This is a genomic window from Cupriavidus sp. GW822-FHT02D05, assembly GCF_058802485.1.
Map to the genome: position 1 here is coordinate 282,116 of NZ_JBXAOE010000005.1, position 14,644 is coordinate 296,759.

Below are 14,644 nucleotides of genomic sequence, written 5' to 3' on the forward strand. Positions count from 1 at the left end.
GGCAATGAAACCTGGCTCGATTTAGTAGTAGGCCATCGTGTAGCGGATGAACGAGTTACCCGCACCCGCAGTGACGGCGGCAGCGGTCTGGACATAGGCCGCGCTGTAGGTCAGCGTTGCGGTGTTGTCCGCGATCGTGGCCACCTGCGGGTTCGTCTGAGCCAGGTGCAGCGGGATCTTGCCGGTGGCCTTGTTGCCGTTGTCGCTGATCTCGATCTGCACGCCCTTTGCCGCAGCGGTGCCCTGCAGGATCAGGTTGCCGGTGGCGGGATCGATGTTGGCGGAGCCCGTATCAAAGGAGATAGAGGCCTTCGTTTTATCCTTGCAGGCCGTGCCGCCGCCCAGCACCAGGCTGAACGGTACTGCGGGAGATTTCGTGCCAACGGCGGTGAAGATGATCGGGTCCACGCTGCCCAGATCCACGGTGGTGCGGTTGTTGGGCCCGGCCGGCTTGCCGTTGATGGTGCAGGTCACGTCCGTGATGGAGCCGGTGAAGTCCAGATGGCCGTCGAACGCATGCGACAACGAGGGAGCCATGGCGGCCATGACCACACAGCCTGCTGCGAGAGAACCGAGAACAGTACGTTTCCCGAGAATAGTACGCTTCATGTGATTTCCTTCTTCCGTTGGTAATGGGGCAATGCATCAAACTATTAGATGCACCCCGGTTTAAATGCAGGTCCACAGGGGACCGATGCACCGGCTTCCGAATCGAACCGCACCCTGCCTGACGCATTCCACGCCAGAGGCAGTCACGGAAAGATACGCAATGGCACTGAGGCCACTCGACGGTGACCAAATCATAGATCTCATGAAATAAAATAAGCCCAAGACAATTCTTGTTTTTCTGAAAAACAATTAAATCAATACCTGGATACTTCAAGCCCTATCGTCATAGGAAAGTCGAAGCCACGCCTCGACAGCATGCGGCCGGTCACTAGTGGAATCTGGGCACAGCGGGCTGTGAGCATGCGCGGACTCGCCTTCACGCTCGAATTTTTTGGCGCGAATGGACAACGAGCCGGGGCGCGCGGGCGGACAAAGAATTCGAGGGGCTGGATCTCAGCGATCCAAGGCGGGATCGACGTGCAAAGGCGCTGCGCGAACGGCTTGCGGCCAGGCCGACGGCAAGCATTCGGGGCGCGTGTGATGGATGCGTGGAGACCACCCATCACTACCTATCGATTTCCCGCCGACGAGGAGATCGAGTGAGTGCGCCCTGCCGGGCGCACCATAAAAAAAACCGCAGCACCAGGCTGCGGTTTGCTGCGGTTTTTTTTGCACCGGGGCAAAAGCCCCGGCCAAGCGAATGCTACCGCCCGATCAGATCTCTTCGTACAGCGGCAGCGTCAGGAACTCGGCAAAGTCCTCCGACGTGGACATCTGCTCGAAGATCTCGCCGGCGCGGTCATACGTCGTGGTGTCGCCACCGACGAAAGCCTTGACCTTGGCCAGCTCTTCCGGGATCAGCGCGCGCACCATCTCGGCGGTCACCTTGCGGCCGTCTTCCAGCTTGCCCTTGGGCGAGCGGATCCACTGCCACACCTGCGAGCGCGAGATTTCGGCGGTGGCGGCGTCTTCCATCAGGTTGTGAATGGGCACGCAGCCGTTGCCTGCCAGCCAGGAGCCGAGGTAGTGGATGCCGACGTTGATGTTCATGCGCAGGCCGGCTTCGGTGATCGGGGTTTCCGGCTGGAAGTCCAGCAGGTCCTTGGCCGCCACGTTGACGTCGTCGCGCTGCTTGTCGAACTGGTTGGGCTTGTCGCCCAGCACGGCCACGAATTCCTTCATGGCCGGCTCGACCAGGCCCGGGTGAGCCACCCAGCCGCCGTCGTAGCCGTCGGTGGCGTCACGCTTCTTGTCGTTGATGATGCCTTGCATGGCGATGGCGTTCTTCTCCGGATCGTTCTTGATCGGGATCAGTGCGCTCATGCCGCCGATGGCGGGCGCGCCGCGCTTGTGGCAGGTCTTGAGCAGCAGCAGTGCGTACGAGCGCATGAACGGCGCGGTCATGGTGACCTTGGCGCGGTCGGCCAGGCAGAAGTTCTTGTCGACCTTGAACTTCTTGATGCACGAGAAGATGTAGTCCCAGCGGCCAGCGTTCAGGCCGGCGCTGTGCTCGCGCAGCTCATACAGGATTTCTTCCATCTCGAAGGCGGCCAGGATCGTTTCGATCAGCACGGTTGCCTTGACGGTGCCTTGCGGCAAGCCGATTTCGTTCTGGGCCATGACGAAGACGTCGTTCCACAGACGCGCTTCGAGGTGGCTTTCCATCTTCGGCAGGTAGAAGAAGGGGCCGGCGCCGCGAGCGATCTGTTCCTTGGCGTTATGGAACAGGAACAGCGCGAAATCGAAGATGCCGCCGGAAACACGCTGGCCGTCGATGGTGACGTGCTTCTCGTCCAGGTGCCAGCCGCGCGGGCGCACTTGCAGCGTGGCGATCTTGTCGTTCAGCTTGTAGTGCTTGCCGTTGGAATCCAGCGTGAGGGTGCGGCGCACGGCGGCCTTGAGGTTGACCTGGCCCTGCAACTGGTTGTGCCAGTTGGGGGTGTTGGAGTCCTCGAAGTCGGTCATGTAGCTGTCCGCGCCGGAGTTGAACGCGTTGATGACCATCTTGGCTTCGACCGGGCCGGTGATTTCCACGCGGCGGCAATGCAGTGCCGGCGGCACCGGCGCGACCTTCCAGTCGCCTTCGCGCACGCTCTTGGTCTGCGCAAGGAAGTCGGGCAGCTCGCCGGCGTCCAGGCGCTTGGTGCGCTCGACGCGGGCAGCCAGCAGTTCCTGGCGGCGCGGCTCGAAGGCGCGGTGCAGTTTGTCCACCAGGGCCAGGGCCGCCGGCGTGAGGATGTCTTCGTAGGCCGGCAGGATTTCGCCGGTAATCTTCATGCCCGCAGGCAGCGTGATGGCCATCAGTGTTCTCCTGTGATCGATGGTTGATTTAAGGTGCCCGCCGTCAAACCGCCGCACCTTGGGTGCGGACGAATTCGAGCAGGTCATTCATGTCGTGCCCGGTGCCGGAAGGGCTCACATCGAGCCGCTCCGCCGGATGACCGGCACGGTTGATCCAGAACGTGGTGTAGCCGTACCAGGTGGCGCCGCAAGCGTCCCAGCCATTGGACGAGACGAAGAGGATCTCCCCTGCCGGCACGCCAAACGCCTTGGGGCCCAGCGCGTAGGCCTCGGGCGCCGTCTTGTACATGCGCACCGCGTCGACCGACAGCACGTGGTCGAACAGCCCGTGCATGCCTGCGCTCTTGACCGAGATATCCAGCATCTGCGGATTGCCGTTGGAGAGAATGCCCAGCGGCAACCCGGCTGCCCGCAGGCGCTTGAGCGCGCCGAGGTTTTCCGGGAAGGCCGACAAGCACGCGTACTCCTTGAGCAGCTGCGCCTCCAGGGCCGGGTCCAGCTCCAGTTGCAGGCGCTCGGCCGCATAGCGCAGCGCATCCACCGTCAGCGCCCAGAACGGCTTGTAGTAGGCGCCGTCGGGCGCGGCCATCGAGCGGATGCGGGTGTAGTCGATCTGACGCTCGCGCCACAGCAGCGCCAGCGCCTCGCCCTTGCCCGGAAACAATTGCTCCGCGCGCGCGGTGACGGAATACACGTCGAACAGCGTGCCATAGGCATCGAAGACGACTGCGCGGATCTTTTGCATGAGCTGGAGCGGTTCCTTTGGACAAATCCGACAAACCCGGCATACCCGGCAGGCCAGCGCCGCTGCGTGGGCCTGTACACCAATGAATGCATAGCATTGTAGGGAGACGTTGCAGTGCGGCAAAGTCGGTCGGGGTCACTTGATCTTTTACTTTTACCCCACTAATCTTCGCTAACGGTGTAAAGATAAGGCACCAAATCCACCCCATTGCCTCACCCACCCCTTGCTTTGGGCGGCATGAGGCACAAAACTGGCGAGCTTCGTGGATCATTTCAAACAATTGGAGACATTCGTCTCGGTAGCCGCGCGCGGCAGCCTTTCGGCGGCCGCGGCGGCTGAAGGCGTGGCGCCGGCCATCATCGGCCGGCGCATCGATGCGCTGGAAGAGCGCCTGGGCGTCAAGCTGCTGCTGCGCACCACGCGCAAGATCAGCCTGACCTTCGAAGGCTCGGCCTTCCTGGAAGACTGCCAGCGCATCCTCAACGACCTGCACAACGCCGAGGCCAGCGTCTCGGCGGGCGGCGTCAAGGCCAGCGGCCACCTGCGCGTGACCGCGCCGGCGGGCTACGGACGCAAGCACGTGGCGCCGCTGGTGCCGTTGTTCATCGAATCGCACCCGGATGTGACCATCACGCTGGACCTGTCGGACCGCGTGGTGGATCTCGTCAACGAGGGCTTCGACTGCGCCATCCGCCTGGGCGACCTGCCCGACTCCAGCCTGGTGTCGATCCGCCTGGCGGAGAACCGGCGCGTGGTGGTGGCGTCCCCCGACTACCTGGCGCGCCATGGCGTGCCCGCCCTGCCCGAGGATCTCACCCGTCACAACTGCCTGGCCTTCGGCGCCAGCGCCAACGTGCAGCGCGGCTGGGCCTTCCAGCAGGAAGGCCGCGCGGTCACGGTCAAGGTGGGCGGCACCATGGAATGCACCGATGGCGCGGTGCTGCACGCATGGTGCCTGCATGGCCACGGGCTGGCATGGCGCTCCTGGTGGGAAGTCGGGCAGGAAATCGCTAGCGGCCGGCTGGTCACGGTGCTCGACGAGTTCCAGGCGCCACCCATCGGCATCCACGCTGTCTTCCCGCAGCGCAAGCACCTGCCGCTGCGGGTACGGCTGTTCATCGACCACCTGAAGAACACCTATGGGAACCCGGCCTACTGGCGCCGCGCGGAACAGGCATCCGCCGCCGGCAAGCCGCAACTGGCGGTCAATTCCTAGTTCGATTTGATTTAGGGCAATGCCGCATGCGCCACCCCTGCCTACAATGAAAGCTGACAGGTGCCGTGCGGCCTGCCTCCGTCCAAAGGTAAATCCGGTCCATTCGCCCCAAAGGAGTCCAGCATGTTCAAGCACATCCTGCTACCCACCGACGGTTCGGAACTGTCCAAGAAGGCCATCGACGGCGCGCTGGAGCTGGCCAAGACAATCAACGCGCGGGTCACCGCCTATGTCTGCCTGGAGGAGTATCCCTACACGCCGTTCAGCGAGATCGTGGTGGAGGCGCCACAGGCCTTCAGGGACCGCATCGAAAGCCAGGCCAAGCTATACCTGAAGGAAGTGGAAACCGCCGCCCGGGCCGACGGCATCAGCTTTGACGCCGACATGTCCACCTTTGCGGTGCCCTACCTGGGCATCATCGACGCGGCCGAGCGCCATGGCTGCGACGTGATCTTCATGGCCTCGCACGGCAGGCGCGGCTTGTCGGGCTTGCTGCTGGGCAGCGAAACCCAGAAGGTGCTGACGCACACCGACATCCCGGTGATCGTGTATCGCTGAGCGCGCCCTGGCGACAGACAACGAACGATAAACGACAAAAAGGCTGGCCACCCCGAACAGGGCAGCCAGCCTTTTTGCCTGCCCGGCCCGCCTATGCGGCAAGGCCGGCCCGGATCAGCTGCCCTTATTGATACGGTCTTCGATGTGCTTGGCGCGGTCGTCCGAGCCAGGGTGCGACGAGAACATGCTGGACTTGCCGCCATCGAGCTTGGCCAGCTTCTGGAACGCCGTGACCAGGCCGCGGGTATTGGCCTTGTTCTTGGTCAGCACGTCGAACGAGTAGTCGTCGGCGGCGCTTTCCTGCGTTTGCGAGAATTGCGCGTTGATCAGTTGCTCGCCCATTTCGCCCAGTTGCGAGGCCGACAGCGCAGCCACCGTGCCACCGGCGGCGGCCAGCGCGCCGCGCGCCGCCATGGCGGTGTACGCCACCTGCATCTTGTTCTTGGTGTGGCCCAGCGCCACGTGGCCCAGCTCATGCCCCACCACGCCGCGCACTTCGTCGTCGGTCATCATGTCCATCAGGCCGCTGTACACGCGCACGCAGCCGTTGGCCATGGCCCAGGCGTTGACGTCCTTGGTCAGGTAGACCTTGGCGTTGACGCTGGGCAGGCCGCTCGACTGCAGGCCCGCCATGATCTTGGTCAGGCGCTTGTTGTAGGTGCTGCCAGGGGCCGCGATCTTGTTGGCCTTGTCGAGCTCGGCGCAAGACTGGTCGGACATGGCCTTGACGTCGCCATCGCTCAGCGAGGCCGCCTTGAACAGCGAGGTGCCGGCGCCCATCATGCCGTCGACATTGGTGCCGGCACAGCCGGCCAAGGCAGCGCAGAGCGCGACGATAGCGGCCAGGGAAAGTTTGTGCTTCATGTTTGTTGCCTTCTTGGGATCGACACCGGCCGGGTTGCTCGCCAGTGACTTGAGTGGAGATGTGCCGGCGGCTGGCCGGCGACCTGCGGTGTGGCGCTGCTTACACACGGGCAGCATCATATCGCCTAAAACATCTCAATCGGCACACAAATGACATAATTGCTACAGACACAATTTTTAACATTCTTCGCAGGCCGACCCCAAAAAGCAAAAAACCGCGCCGTCCCTGAGAGGGAGACGGCGCGGCGCCTAATTGAGGGGCGTGATGGTCGCACGCCCTTCAAGATGACCGGCTATCGGGCCAGTCAGCCATTCAGCCATTCAGCTTTTCGATCTCGCGATCTGAAGCCTCAGGCTACTTTCTTGTCGAAGAATTGTTCGTCTTCGGTCGAACCCTTGAGGGCGGTCGTGGACGACTGGCCGCCTTCGATGGTCTGGGTCACGGCGTCGAAGTAACCGGTGCCGACTTCGCGCTGGTGCTTGACGGCGGTGAAGCCCTTCTCAGCGGCCGTGAACTCATTTTCCTGCAGTTCGACGAATGCGCTCATATGGTTGCGGGCATAGCCGTAGGCCAGGTTGAACATCGAGTAATTCAGCGAGTGGAAGCCGGCCAGCGTGATGAACTGGAACTTGTAGCCCATGGCGCCCAGTTCCTTCTGGAACTTGGCGATGGTGGCATCGTCCAGGTTTTTCTTCCAGTTGAACGACGGCGAGCAGTTGTAGGCCAGCATCTTGCCCGGGAACTTGGCGTGAACAGCTTCGGCAAACTTCTTGGCGAATTCCAGGTCAGGCTTGCCGGTTTCGCACCACACCAGGTCGGCCACTTCGGCGTAGGCCAGGGCACGGGAGATCGATTGCTCGATGCCCGGCTTGACGCGGTAGAAGCCTTCCACCGTGCGCTCGCCGGTGCAGAACGGGCGATCGCGCTCGTCAACGTCGGACGTCAGCAAATCCGCGGCCTCGGCATCGGTACGGGCGATCACCAGGGTCGGCACGCCGGACACGTCGGCGGCCAGGCGCGCGGCGGTCAGCTTGGCAACGGCTTCACGCGTCGGCACCAGCACCTTGCCACCCATGTGGCCGCACTTCTTGACCGAAGCCAGCTGGTCTTCGAAGTGAACGCCGGCAGCGCCTGCGTCGATCATCGACTTCATCAGTTCGAAGGCATTGAGCACGCCGCCGAAACCGGCTTCGGCATCAGCCACGATCGGCGCGAAGAAATCAGTATCGCCCTTGCCTTCGCTCCACTGGATCTGGTCGGCGCGCTGGAAGGTGTTGTTGATGCGGCGCACCACTTGCGGCACCGAGTTGGCCGGGTACAGCGACTGGTCGGGGTACATTTCGCCGGCCAGGTTGGCGTCGCCTGCGACTTGCCAGCCCGACAGGTAGATGGCCTTGAGGCCAGCCTTGACCTGTTGCATGGCCTGGTTGCCGGTCAGCGCGCCCAGCGTGTTGACGAACGGCTCGGTGTTCAGCAGGTGCCACAGCTTCTCGGCGCCGCGGCGGGCCAAGGTGTGCTCGATCTGCACGGAGCCGCGCAGGCGCACGACGTCATCCGCCGTGTAGTGACGCGCGACGCCCTTCCAGCGAGGATTGGTATCCCATTCTTTTTGCAGGTTCTTTGCTTCGGTTTCGCGGGACATTTCACTCTCCTAGTGTGTAGGGCGGGGATGGCATTGAAAACTTGCGACAGGCTTGGCGGACCGTGGTGCCGACTTGCCGACCGGGGCACTTTCGGGGGGTGTTTCGGCGGCGCTGCTCTGCTGGCCTCGCCACCCCTGTTTTTTGCCGCTCAGGTCATGTGTCTTATATAAGAGTGTAGGGAAACACCTCGCGTCGCAACAGCTCGGAATGCAATCCTTGTTTAGTTTTTTTCTATTTTATAATCAATGATTTACAATACATTTTCCACGATGCGGCAGGCAATCTTCCATCATGAGAAATGCCCGTTGTGCTACGCATCACCATTTTTTGCCGCGCAGAACAGCTTTCCGCATTATGAAATTCCGGGATTTGGCGCCATCCGTGCCTGCCGCAATGCCAGCGACTCGGGGCCACCATCGATATGCCCGGCCAGGTCGCGCACCATCGCCGCCATGCCGGCGGGGTCCGCCAGCGGCAGCCAGTGGCGCGCGCAGACCTCCCGGCGCCACCAGCGCTCCACCCAGCGCGACAGATCCTCGGACAGCGCCGGCCTGACATAGCGATCCAGCAGCGGCACGATCACCTGCACCGGCGCGTGCGCGTGGCGCTCGCCCGGTGAAAGCAGGCGCGGCAGCATATTGGCGCGGTACAACGCCAGCCCGTGACGGCCGTCCGCCGCCTGGGTGGGGTTGGGATCCGCCTCGATACCCTCGGTCCGTCTCAGGTAAAGCGGCCAGGCGCGGCCCATCCAGAGCCGCCAGCTCAGCTCGGGCAGCCACGGCAGGTGGAAGATATAGATATACCAGGACGAGGCCATCTGCCGCAGCGAGCGCGAAAGCGCCGTGAACGACAGGCGCCGGTTTCCCCGCATCCAGTGGCCGACATGGTCCAGGCAAGGCCCGGAGCACGACGTGAACGAAGCGATGCGGCCGCGCAGGCGTGGCTCGGTGACAAACTCCCAGCACTGGATCGAGCCCCAGTCATGGCCGACCAGGTGGACGGGCGCATCGGGAGAAACGGCGTCGATCACCGCGCTGAAATCTTCCGCCAGGCGCTCCAGGCGATAGGCCGCCATGCCCTTTGGCGCCGAAGAGCTGCCGGCGCCGCGCACATCGTAGGCCACGACGTAATAGTCATTGGCCAGCAGAGGCGCCACGCCATGCCAGACCGCGCTGTTGTCCGGATAGCCGTGCACCAGCACCATGGCCGGGTGCGCGGGATCGCCCCAGGTCTTGATGGCAAGCCGCACGCCGCCGGACTGGATGAATCGCTGGTTGGGAAGGGAATGGGGAGCGTGCATGCTTAACCATGACATCGGACGATGGAATGGTTGCCGATGCTACGCCAAGACCGGCCGCGCGGCGAGCGCGCGGCATGGCGTTTCAAACGCAAGCGGACTAACGGGCTAGCGGGCGCGCCGGTAGGCCACCCAGTCTCCGGATGCAATGCGCGGCAGGCCCGCGACCGCGTCCTCGCCCACCGGGTAAAGCAGGCAGGTGACGGCTTGACCGCCAACCGCCACCACGCGCTCCTCGCGCACGAACAATGAGGCCTGGCCCGGATAGACCTCCTCGATCTCGTCGAGCACCGGCACCAGCGCGGCATCGACCTCGTACAAGTCGCCGGCCACGCCGGGCGCGGCGGCATCCAGCACCAGCCCGGGATACGTGCCGAAGTCATAGAGCCGCCCCGCCACGGTCGCGCTGCCGATCAGGCGCGGCGCGGCAATGCCGTGCCTGCGCGCGGCCGCGTTGAGGTCGTTGACTTCGCCCGCGCGCAGCGTGCCATAGACAAAGACCACCGGCATGCTCAGCCCTCCAGCTTGGTGTCCGCCACCAGCACGCCATCGGCGTCAACATAGATCCAGTTGCCAGGTCGCACCACGGCGCCGGGCATTTGCACCGTGCCCTCGCGCTCGCCCACATTGCGCCTCTGGCTCTTTTGCGGATGCAGGGCCAGGGCGCGCACGCCGATGTCGCACACCGCAAGCTCCCCGCTGTCACGCACGCAGCCATTGACGAGGATGCCGGCCCAGCCGTTCTTCTCGGCCAGCACGCCGAGGTTGCCGCCCACCAGCGCGCAGCGCAGCGAGCCGCCGCCATCGACCACCAGCACGCGGCCGTTGCCCGGTGATTCAACCGCCTCGCGCACCAGGGAATTGTCCTCGAACACCTTGAGCGTGGCCGCCGGGCCAGAGAACGCGGCGCGCTTGCCGAAATGCTGGAATACCGGCGACAGCACGCGCAGCGAGCCGTCGGCCAGGCGCGCCTCATTGGCATCGCACAGATCAGTGGTAGCAAAGCTCATGAAGGACTCCCGAATCGGAAAAGTGGAAATTGGATGAGGTACGGGTGCGTGCGTCAGTCCGTGTCAGCCGGCGGCCGCCCGCTTGCCTGCCACCTCGCGGCGGGAGCGGTTGCCATTGCCAACCGTGACAGCGGTGAAGATCGCCAGCATCTGGAAGGCGCCGATCATGAAGAACACCCAGCTCGGCCAGTGCGCGTCCATCAGCATGCCGAAGAACAGCGGCCCGCTGGCCAGGCCGATATCCAGGCCAGAGTAGACCACGCCATAAACCCGGCCCGTGGCGCCGGCAGGCGCTGCCGCACGTACCAGCAGGTCGCGCGAAGGCCCAGCCGCGCCCGCGCCAAAGCCGATCACACCCATCAGCACCGGCACCATCACGGCCGGCAGCACGCCCAGCCCCACCACGATCGCGACCAAGCCCGACAGCGTGAAGCTCATTGCGATCAGGCGGTCGTGGTTGCTGGTGCGTCCCGCGGCAAAGCCACCCACGATCATGCCGCCCGCGCTGCATAACATATAGACGGTGTACGACGCCGTGGCGAGCGTCAGCGGCATGGCGTAGAGCTGGGTCAGCGCGGTCGGCGCGAAGCTCTGGATGCCGGAAAACGAAAAGGTGGTGACGAGGAAGAAGGCCCAGCAGATCCACACTTGCGGCAGCTTCAGGAACGCCAGCATGCTGCCGCCCGCCTTGGCCGCCGCGGTGGCCGCCCTGGGCGCCGCGCCGGCGCCAGCGCGGGGATCCAGCACATGCCGAAAAGCCAGCAGCACGGCCAGCGCGTCAAAGGCCACCGCCGAGGCGCTGGCGAGCGCGGTGCGCCAGCTGCCGAGCTCTGCAATGGTGACCAGGAAGATCGGCGCCGCGGCCCAGCCTAGGTTGCCCGAGATGCCATGCACCGAGAACGCATGCCCCAGCCGCGGCTGGGAAACATGCTTGTTGAGCAAGGTGAAATCGGCCGGATGGAACACGCCGTTGCCAATCCCGGCAACGCCCGCGCCAAGCAGCAGCATCGCGTAGCTCGGGCTGATCGACAGCAGCAAGGCCGCCGCGCCCAGCAGCCCGAGGCCGCCAAACAGCACCGGCGTCGCGCCAAAACGGTCCACCACGAAGCCCGACGCGGTCTGCACCACGGCCGACACGGCAAAGAACACCGTCATCAGCAAGCCCAGCTCCGCATAGCTCAGGCCGAACTCGGCCTTGATCCACGGGAACAGGGGCGCCAGCAGCAGGTGAAAGAAGTGGGAAACGCCGTGGGCCAGGCCGACCAGGCCGATGACCTGGGCGTCGTGGCGCAGCGGATTGCGAACGGGATCGAGGGTGGCGGCAGTCATCGGGCGGCTATCAGGCTGGGCTTGGCATGGCGCGCCGGCCATGCTGCCAGGCTCAACAGGCGCGCTGCGAATACCGCATCATAGAGTAAAACAACCCGTGACAGGGGTGCCCTGCGCGTTACATCTGTTTAAACAGATAGGCGTACTGACGCGCCACCGGCAAGGTTTCAGAGCGATTGCGCAGCTTGAGCGCGAGCCGCCCCAGCGACTGGTTCACGGCACTGGCCACGCAGTCGATATTGACCACCGTGCCGCGATGGATCTGCCAGAAGCGCTCGGGGTCGAGCTGCTGCGACAGCTCGCGCAGGCTGGTGCGGATCAACGCCTCGCCGCTGGCGGACACCACGTTGACGTACTTGTCCGTCGCCTCCAGGTAGATCACCTCATCCACCGGAATGATGCGGATCTCCTGGCCGACCAGCGCCTTGATAAAGCGCAGGTAGCCATGTTGCGGCGCGCCCACCGGCGCATGCTGCCCGGGCCCGCCGCCTGGCTCCATGGTCTCCAGGCGCGCCAGCAATTGCGCCAGGCGATCGGTATCGAGGGCGGCGCCGCCCTCCTCGCTGGCCTGCGCCTGGGCCGCCAGCCTCGCCTTGAGGCGGTGCACCGTGGCCTCCAGCCGCTCGGGCTGCACCGGCTTGAGCACGTAATCGACCGCCTCGCGCTCGAAGGCTTCCAGCGCGAACTGGTCGTATGCCGTGACGAACACCACCAGCGGCGCCGGATCGAACTCCATCAGCTCGCGCGCCACGTCCATGCCGCTCATGCCTGGCATGCGGATATCGAGAAACGCGACCTGGGGCTGGTGCTGGCGGGCCGCCTCCAGCGCGGACACGCCGTCATGGACCACGCAGACGATCTGCGCCTCGGGCCAGAGGCTGGACAATTCGGCATGCAAGGCGCGCGCGAGCAGCGGCTCGTCGTCGGCGATCAACAGGGTCGGGGCCATGGAAACGGAAGTAAGGGGCGGATGGGTCGATGCAGTCTAAGCAGTCGATGCAGTCTAAGCAGTCGAAGAAGTCGAAGCGGCTAAGCAGCGAGGTGCCTCAAGAATGGGAAATGCCTTGCGTGGCAGCGCTCACGGGGGGGATGGCGCGCGCGCCGGCGGCCTTGCACGCGGGCACCGGCATGGGTGCGTGGGCGGCGGCAGGCGCCGCCGTGCGCACAACGGGCAACGTCAGCCGGACGATCACGCCGCGTGGCGTGTTTTCTTCCATCTGCATGCTGGCCGCCGCCCCGAAAATCCGCGCCAGCCGCTCGCGCACATGGGTCAGCCCAAGGCCGGAGCCCTTGGTCACGGCATGTCCGAAACCCACCCCGGTATCGGTGATGATCACCTGCACGGCGTTGTCGCCCTGCGCCCGGGCCGACAGCACGATCCTGCCGCCATGCATGCACGGCTCGATGCCGTGGCTGACCGCGTTCTCCACCAGCGGCTGGATCAGCATGGGCGGGATCTCGACCTCCGCCAGCTCGGGCGGAAGCTCGATCTCATAGGCCAGGCGCGTGCCGAAACGCAGCGCCTGGATGTCCAGGTAGCTGCGCAGCAACTCGAACTCCTGGCGCAGCGTGCATTGCTCGGCGCGCGTGTGGGACAGCGACATGCGCAGGAAGCCGATCAGCCGCTGCAGCAGGCGCCTTGCGGCCTGCTGGTCGGTGGCAATCAGGCAATCCAGGTTGGCCAGGGAGTTGAACAGGAAATGCGGCTCGATCTGCGCCTGCAGGGCCATCAGCTGCGCGCGCACCAGCTGCTTCTCGGCCTCTTCGCGCTGCAGCGCGTCGAGCGCGGCCTGCCGTTCGAGATGGGCGAGCTTCTCGCGCGACCAGTAGAAGTAAATCATGCTGGCCGACGCAAGCATGCCCACTACCAGGCACATGCGCAGCATATCGGTAGCTTCCTCGAAGGACTTCGCCGGCTCGCTCAGTACCACGCGCGTGGTCCAGCTGCCCATGATCACGCCCAGCGGCACGGCAACGGCGGTCAGGCACAGGAAGGGCCAGCGCCTGGGGCGATCATTCCACCAGATCAGTACGCGGGCGATGTCGATCAGCAGCCAGATCGACAGGCCGATAAGCTGACTGTAGACGAAGTTGTGCCACAGCGAGCCGCCCGTGCGAAAACCGTAGTTCAGGCTGACCGCGATGATGGTGTTCGCGCACAGCACGAACACCAGGTCGCGCGCGAGGATCGAGATCCTGGAGGGAATGGCGGCGGGACAGCGATCCAGCGCTTTCATAGGGGCAAGGTCGAGGATAACTGAGCGTTATTGTAAAGGCCGATCACAGGCGCTGACAGCCGTCGCCCGGCTCGCACGTACGCTGCGGCACGTTGGCGTCATCAATCGCGGGATCGGCACCGTGGCCGTGCAACGCGGCCCACCACTGCCCCGACAGCACATAGCGCGGAAACGTGATCCATTGCTCGGCCAGGATGCGCCGGGCGATGTCGAGCGGGCCGGCAAACGGCTCGGGCCTGACCGCCTCGAGCCGGTGCCCGCGCCCTTGCAGCATCATCGACAAGGCCATGCACAGCACACCAAGCCCTACAGCAGGCACGGACAGCGACAGCACGCCATAGACCAGCAGCACATTGCCGGCCATGAACATCGGCACCGCGACGATGTGCAGCAGCAGGCTGCGAGGGTGATTGTGATTGCGGGCGTAACCGCGCCATTGCCAGCTCAGCAGCCCTTCAGGGCGCGCGCTCATGGCTTCGGGCCGCGCTGGTCGACGCGCCGCCAGGCCAGCCGGCGCACAAGCACGATGGCGCCCAGGGCGATCAGCAGCACGGGCCAGCCATCCCGCACCAGGTAAGCCGGCAGCAGGCCGCCGTTTTGCGCGAGGAACACCGCGCCCAATGCAATCAGGATGATCGGGGCGATCAGCCCCTTGCCGCCACGGCCTTGTTTCATCTCGCTCTCCTCTCGTGCGGACCCGCGCACCGTCGATATTGCGGTGCATCAAGCCATGTGACGGTATCAACGTATTCCGCCACGGACAGTAGCGACTTTACGCGGACACCGGTCGCTACGAAAGTAGCGTGCGACGAATGGAAAGCGGATGGCGCGAAT

15 protein-coding genes and 1 pseudogene are annotated in these 14,644 nt (G+C 64.5%); 3 read left to right on the forward strand and 13 right to left on the reverse strand.

All coding sequences use genetic code 11. The annotated features are described in order from the left end of the window. Positions 1 to 21: 21 nt before the first annotated feature. Positions 22 to 609: a fimbrial protein gene (locus AC1RQK_RS09290; protein WP_492371650.1), complete on the reverse strand. Its 588-nt coding sequence runs from the start codon at positions 607 to 609 to the stop codon at positions 22 to 24. Positions 610 to 995: 386 nt separating this feature from the next. Here AC1RQK_RS09290 and AC1RQK_RS09295 point away from each other — a divergent pair. Further along, a pseudogene (locus AC1RQK_RS09295) lies at positions 996 to 1,154 on the forward strand (IS4/Tn5 family transposase DNA-binding protein); the annotation flags it as partial. 169 nt (positions 1,155 to 1,323) lie between these two features. On the opposite strand, the gene aceB reads toward AC1RQK_RS09295, so the two are convergent. Together aceB and AC1RQK_RS09305 are read right to left on the reverse strand one after the other, a co-directional pair. Further along, entirely contained in the window at positions 1,324 to 2,910 is a 1,587-nt protein-coding gene (gene aceB / locus AC1RQK_RS09300) for a malate synthase A (RefSeq protein ID WP_174427333.1), read from the reverse strand. 43 nt (positions 2,911 to 2,953) lie between these two features. Continuing rightward, positions 2,954 to 3,655 carry a haloacid dehalogenase type II gene (locus AC1RQK_RS09305; protein ID WP_492808647.1) on the reverse strand — a complete coding sequence of 234 codons (702 nt, stop codon included), beginning with the start codon at positions 3,653 to 3,655 and terminating at the stop codon, positions 2,954 to 2,956. Positions 3,656 to 3,917: 262 nt separating this feature from the next. Here AC1RQK_RS09305 and AC1RQK_RS09310 point away from each other — a divergent pair, with 262 nt between their 5' ends. Beyond that, positions 3,918 to 4,871 carry a LysR family transcriptional regulator gene (locus tag AC1RQK_RS09310; protein WP_150983570.1) on the forward strand — a complete coding sequence of 318 codons (954 nt, stop codon included), beginning with the start codon at positions 3,918 to 3,920 and terminating at the stop codon, positions 4,869 to 4,871. 123 nt (positions 4,872 to 4,994) lie between these two features. After that, entirely contained in the window at positions 4,995 to 5,429 is a 435-nt protein-coding gene (locus AC1RQK_RS09315; RefSeq protein ID WP_006161942.1) for a universal stress protein, read from the forward strand. Between the two features lie 114 nt (positions 5,430 to 5,543). Here the strand turns inward: AC1RQK_RS09315 and loiP are convergent, their stop codons facing one another. The 10 genes from loiP to AC1RQK_RS09365 all read right to left on the reverse strand — a co-directional run bounded on the left by loiP (position 5,544) and on the right by AC1RQK_RS09365 (position 14,485). Further along, positions 5,544 to 6,293 (reverse strand): metalloprotease LoiP, encoded by a 750-nt coding sequence (loiP, locus tag AC1RQK_RS09320; RefSeq protein WP_150983571.1) that lies wholly within the window; start codon positions 6,291 to 6,293, stop codon positions 5,544 to 5,546. Positions 6,294 to 6,643: 350 nt separating this feature from the next. Beyond that, positions 6,644 to 7,936: an isocitrate lyase gene (gene aceA / locus AC1RQK_RS09325; protein ID WP_416048836.1), complete on the reverse strand. Its 1,293-nt coding sequence runs from the start codon at positions 7,934 to 7,936 to the stop codon at positions 6,644 to 6,646. Between the two features lie 353 nt (positions 7,937 to 8,289). Continuing rightward, entirely contained in the window at positions 8,290 to 9,237 is a 948-nt protein-coding gene (locus tag AC1RQK_RS09330) for an alpha/beta fold hydrolase (RefSeq protein ID WP_492808649.1), read from the reverse strand. A 105-nt stretch (positions 9,238 to 9,342) separates the two neighbouring features. After that, a complete protein-coding gene (locus tag AC1RQK_RS09335) occupies positions 9,343 to 9,744 on the reverse strand; it encodes a gamma-glutamylcyclotransferase family protein (protein ID WP_492808651.1) in 402 nt (133 codons plus the stop codon). A 2-nt stretch (positions 9,745 to 9,746) separates the two neighbouring features. Continuing rightward, positions 9,747 to 10,244 carry a ribonuclease E activity regulator RraA gene (gene rraA, locus AC1RQK_RS09340; RefSeq protein WP_492371646.1) on the reverse strand — a complete coding sequence of 166 codons (498 nt, stop codon included), beginning with the start codon at positions 10,242 to 10,244 and terminating at the stop codon, positions 9,747 to 9,749. Between the two features lie 63 nt (positions 10,245 to 10,307). Next, complete coding sequence (locus tag AC1RQK_RS09345; RefSeq protein WP_492808652.1) at positions 10,308 to 11,573, reverse strand: MFS transporter; 1,266 nt, start codon at positions 11,571 to 11,573, stop codon at positions 10,308 to 10,310. A 118-nt stretch (positions 11,574 to 11,691) separates the two neighbouring features. Continuing rightward, positions 11,692 to 12,522 (reverse strand): LytR/AlgR family response regulator transcription factor, encoded by an 831-nt coding sequence (locus AC1RQK_RS09350; RefSeq protein ID WP_492808654.1) that lies wholly within the window; start codon positions 12,520 to 12,522, stop codon positions 11,692 to 11,694. Positions 12,523 to 12,619: 97 nt separating this feature from the next. Then, positions 12,620 to 13,810 carry a sensor histidine kinase gene (locus tag AC1RQK_RS09355; protein WP_492808656.1) on the reverse strand — a complete coding sequence of 397 codons (1,191 nt, stop codon included), beginning with the start codon at positions 13,808 to 13,810 and terminating at the stop codon, positions 12,620 to 12,622. A 43-nt stretch (positions 13,811 to 13,853) separates the two neighbouring features. Continuing rightward, positions 13,854 to 14,282 carry a terminase gene (locus AC1RQK_RS09360; RefSeq protein WP_492371642.1) on the reverse strand — a complete coding sequence of 143 codons (429 nt, stop codon included), beginning with the start codon at positions 14,280 to 14,282 and terminating at the stop codon, positions 13,854 to 13,856. Then, on the reverse strand, positions 14,279 to 14,485 hold the full coding sequence (locus tag AC1RQK_RS09365) for a LiaI-LiaF-like domain-containing protein (RefSeq protein WP_150983578.1): 207 nt from the start codon (positions 14,483 to 14,485) through the stop codon (positions 14,279 to 14,281). The genes AC1RQK_RS09360 and AC1RQK_RS09365 overlap by 4 nt, the downstream gene beginning before the upstream one ends. Positions 14,486 to 14,644 lie beyond the last annotated feature (159 nt).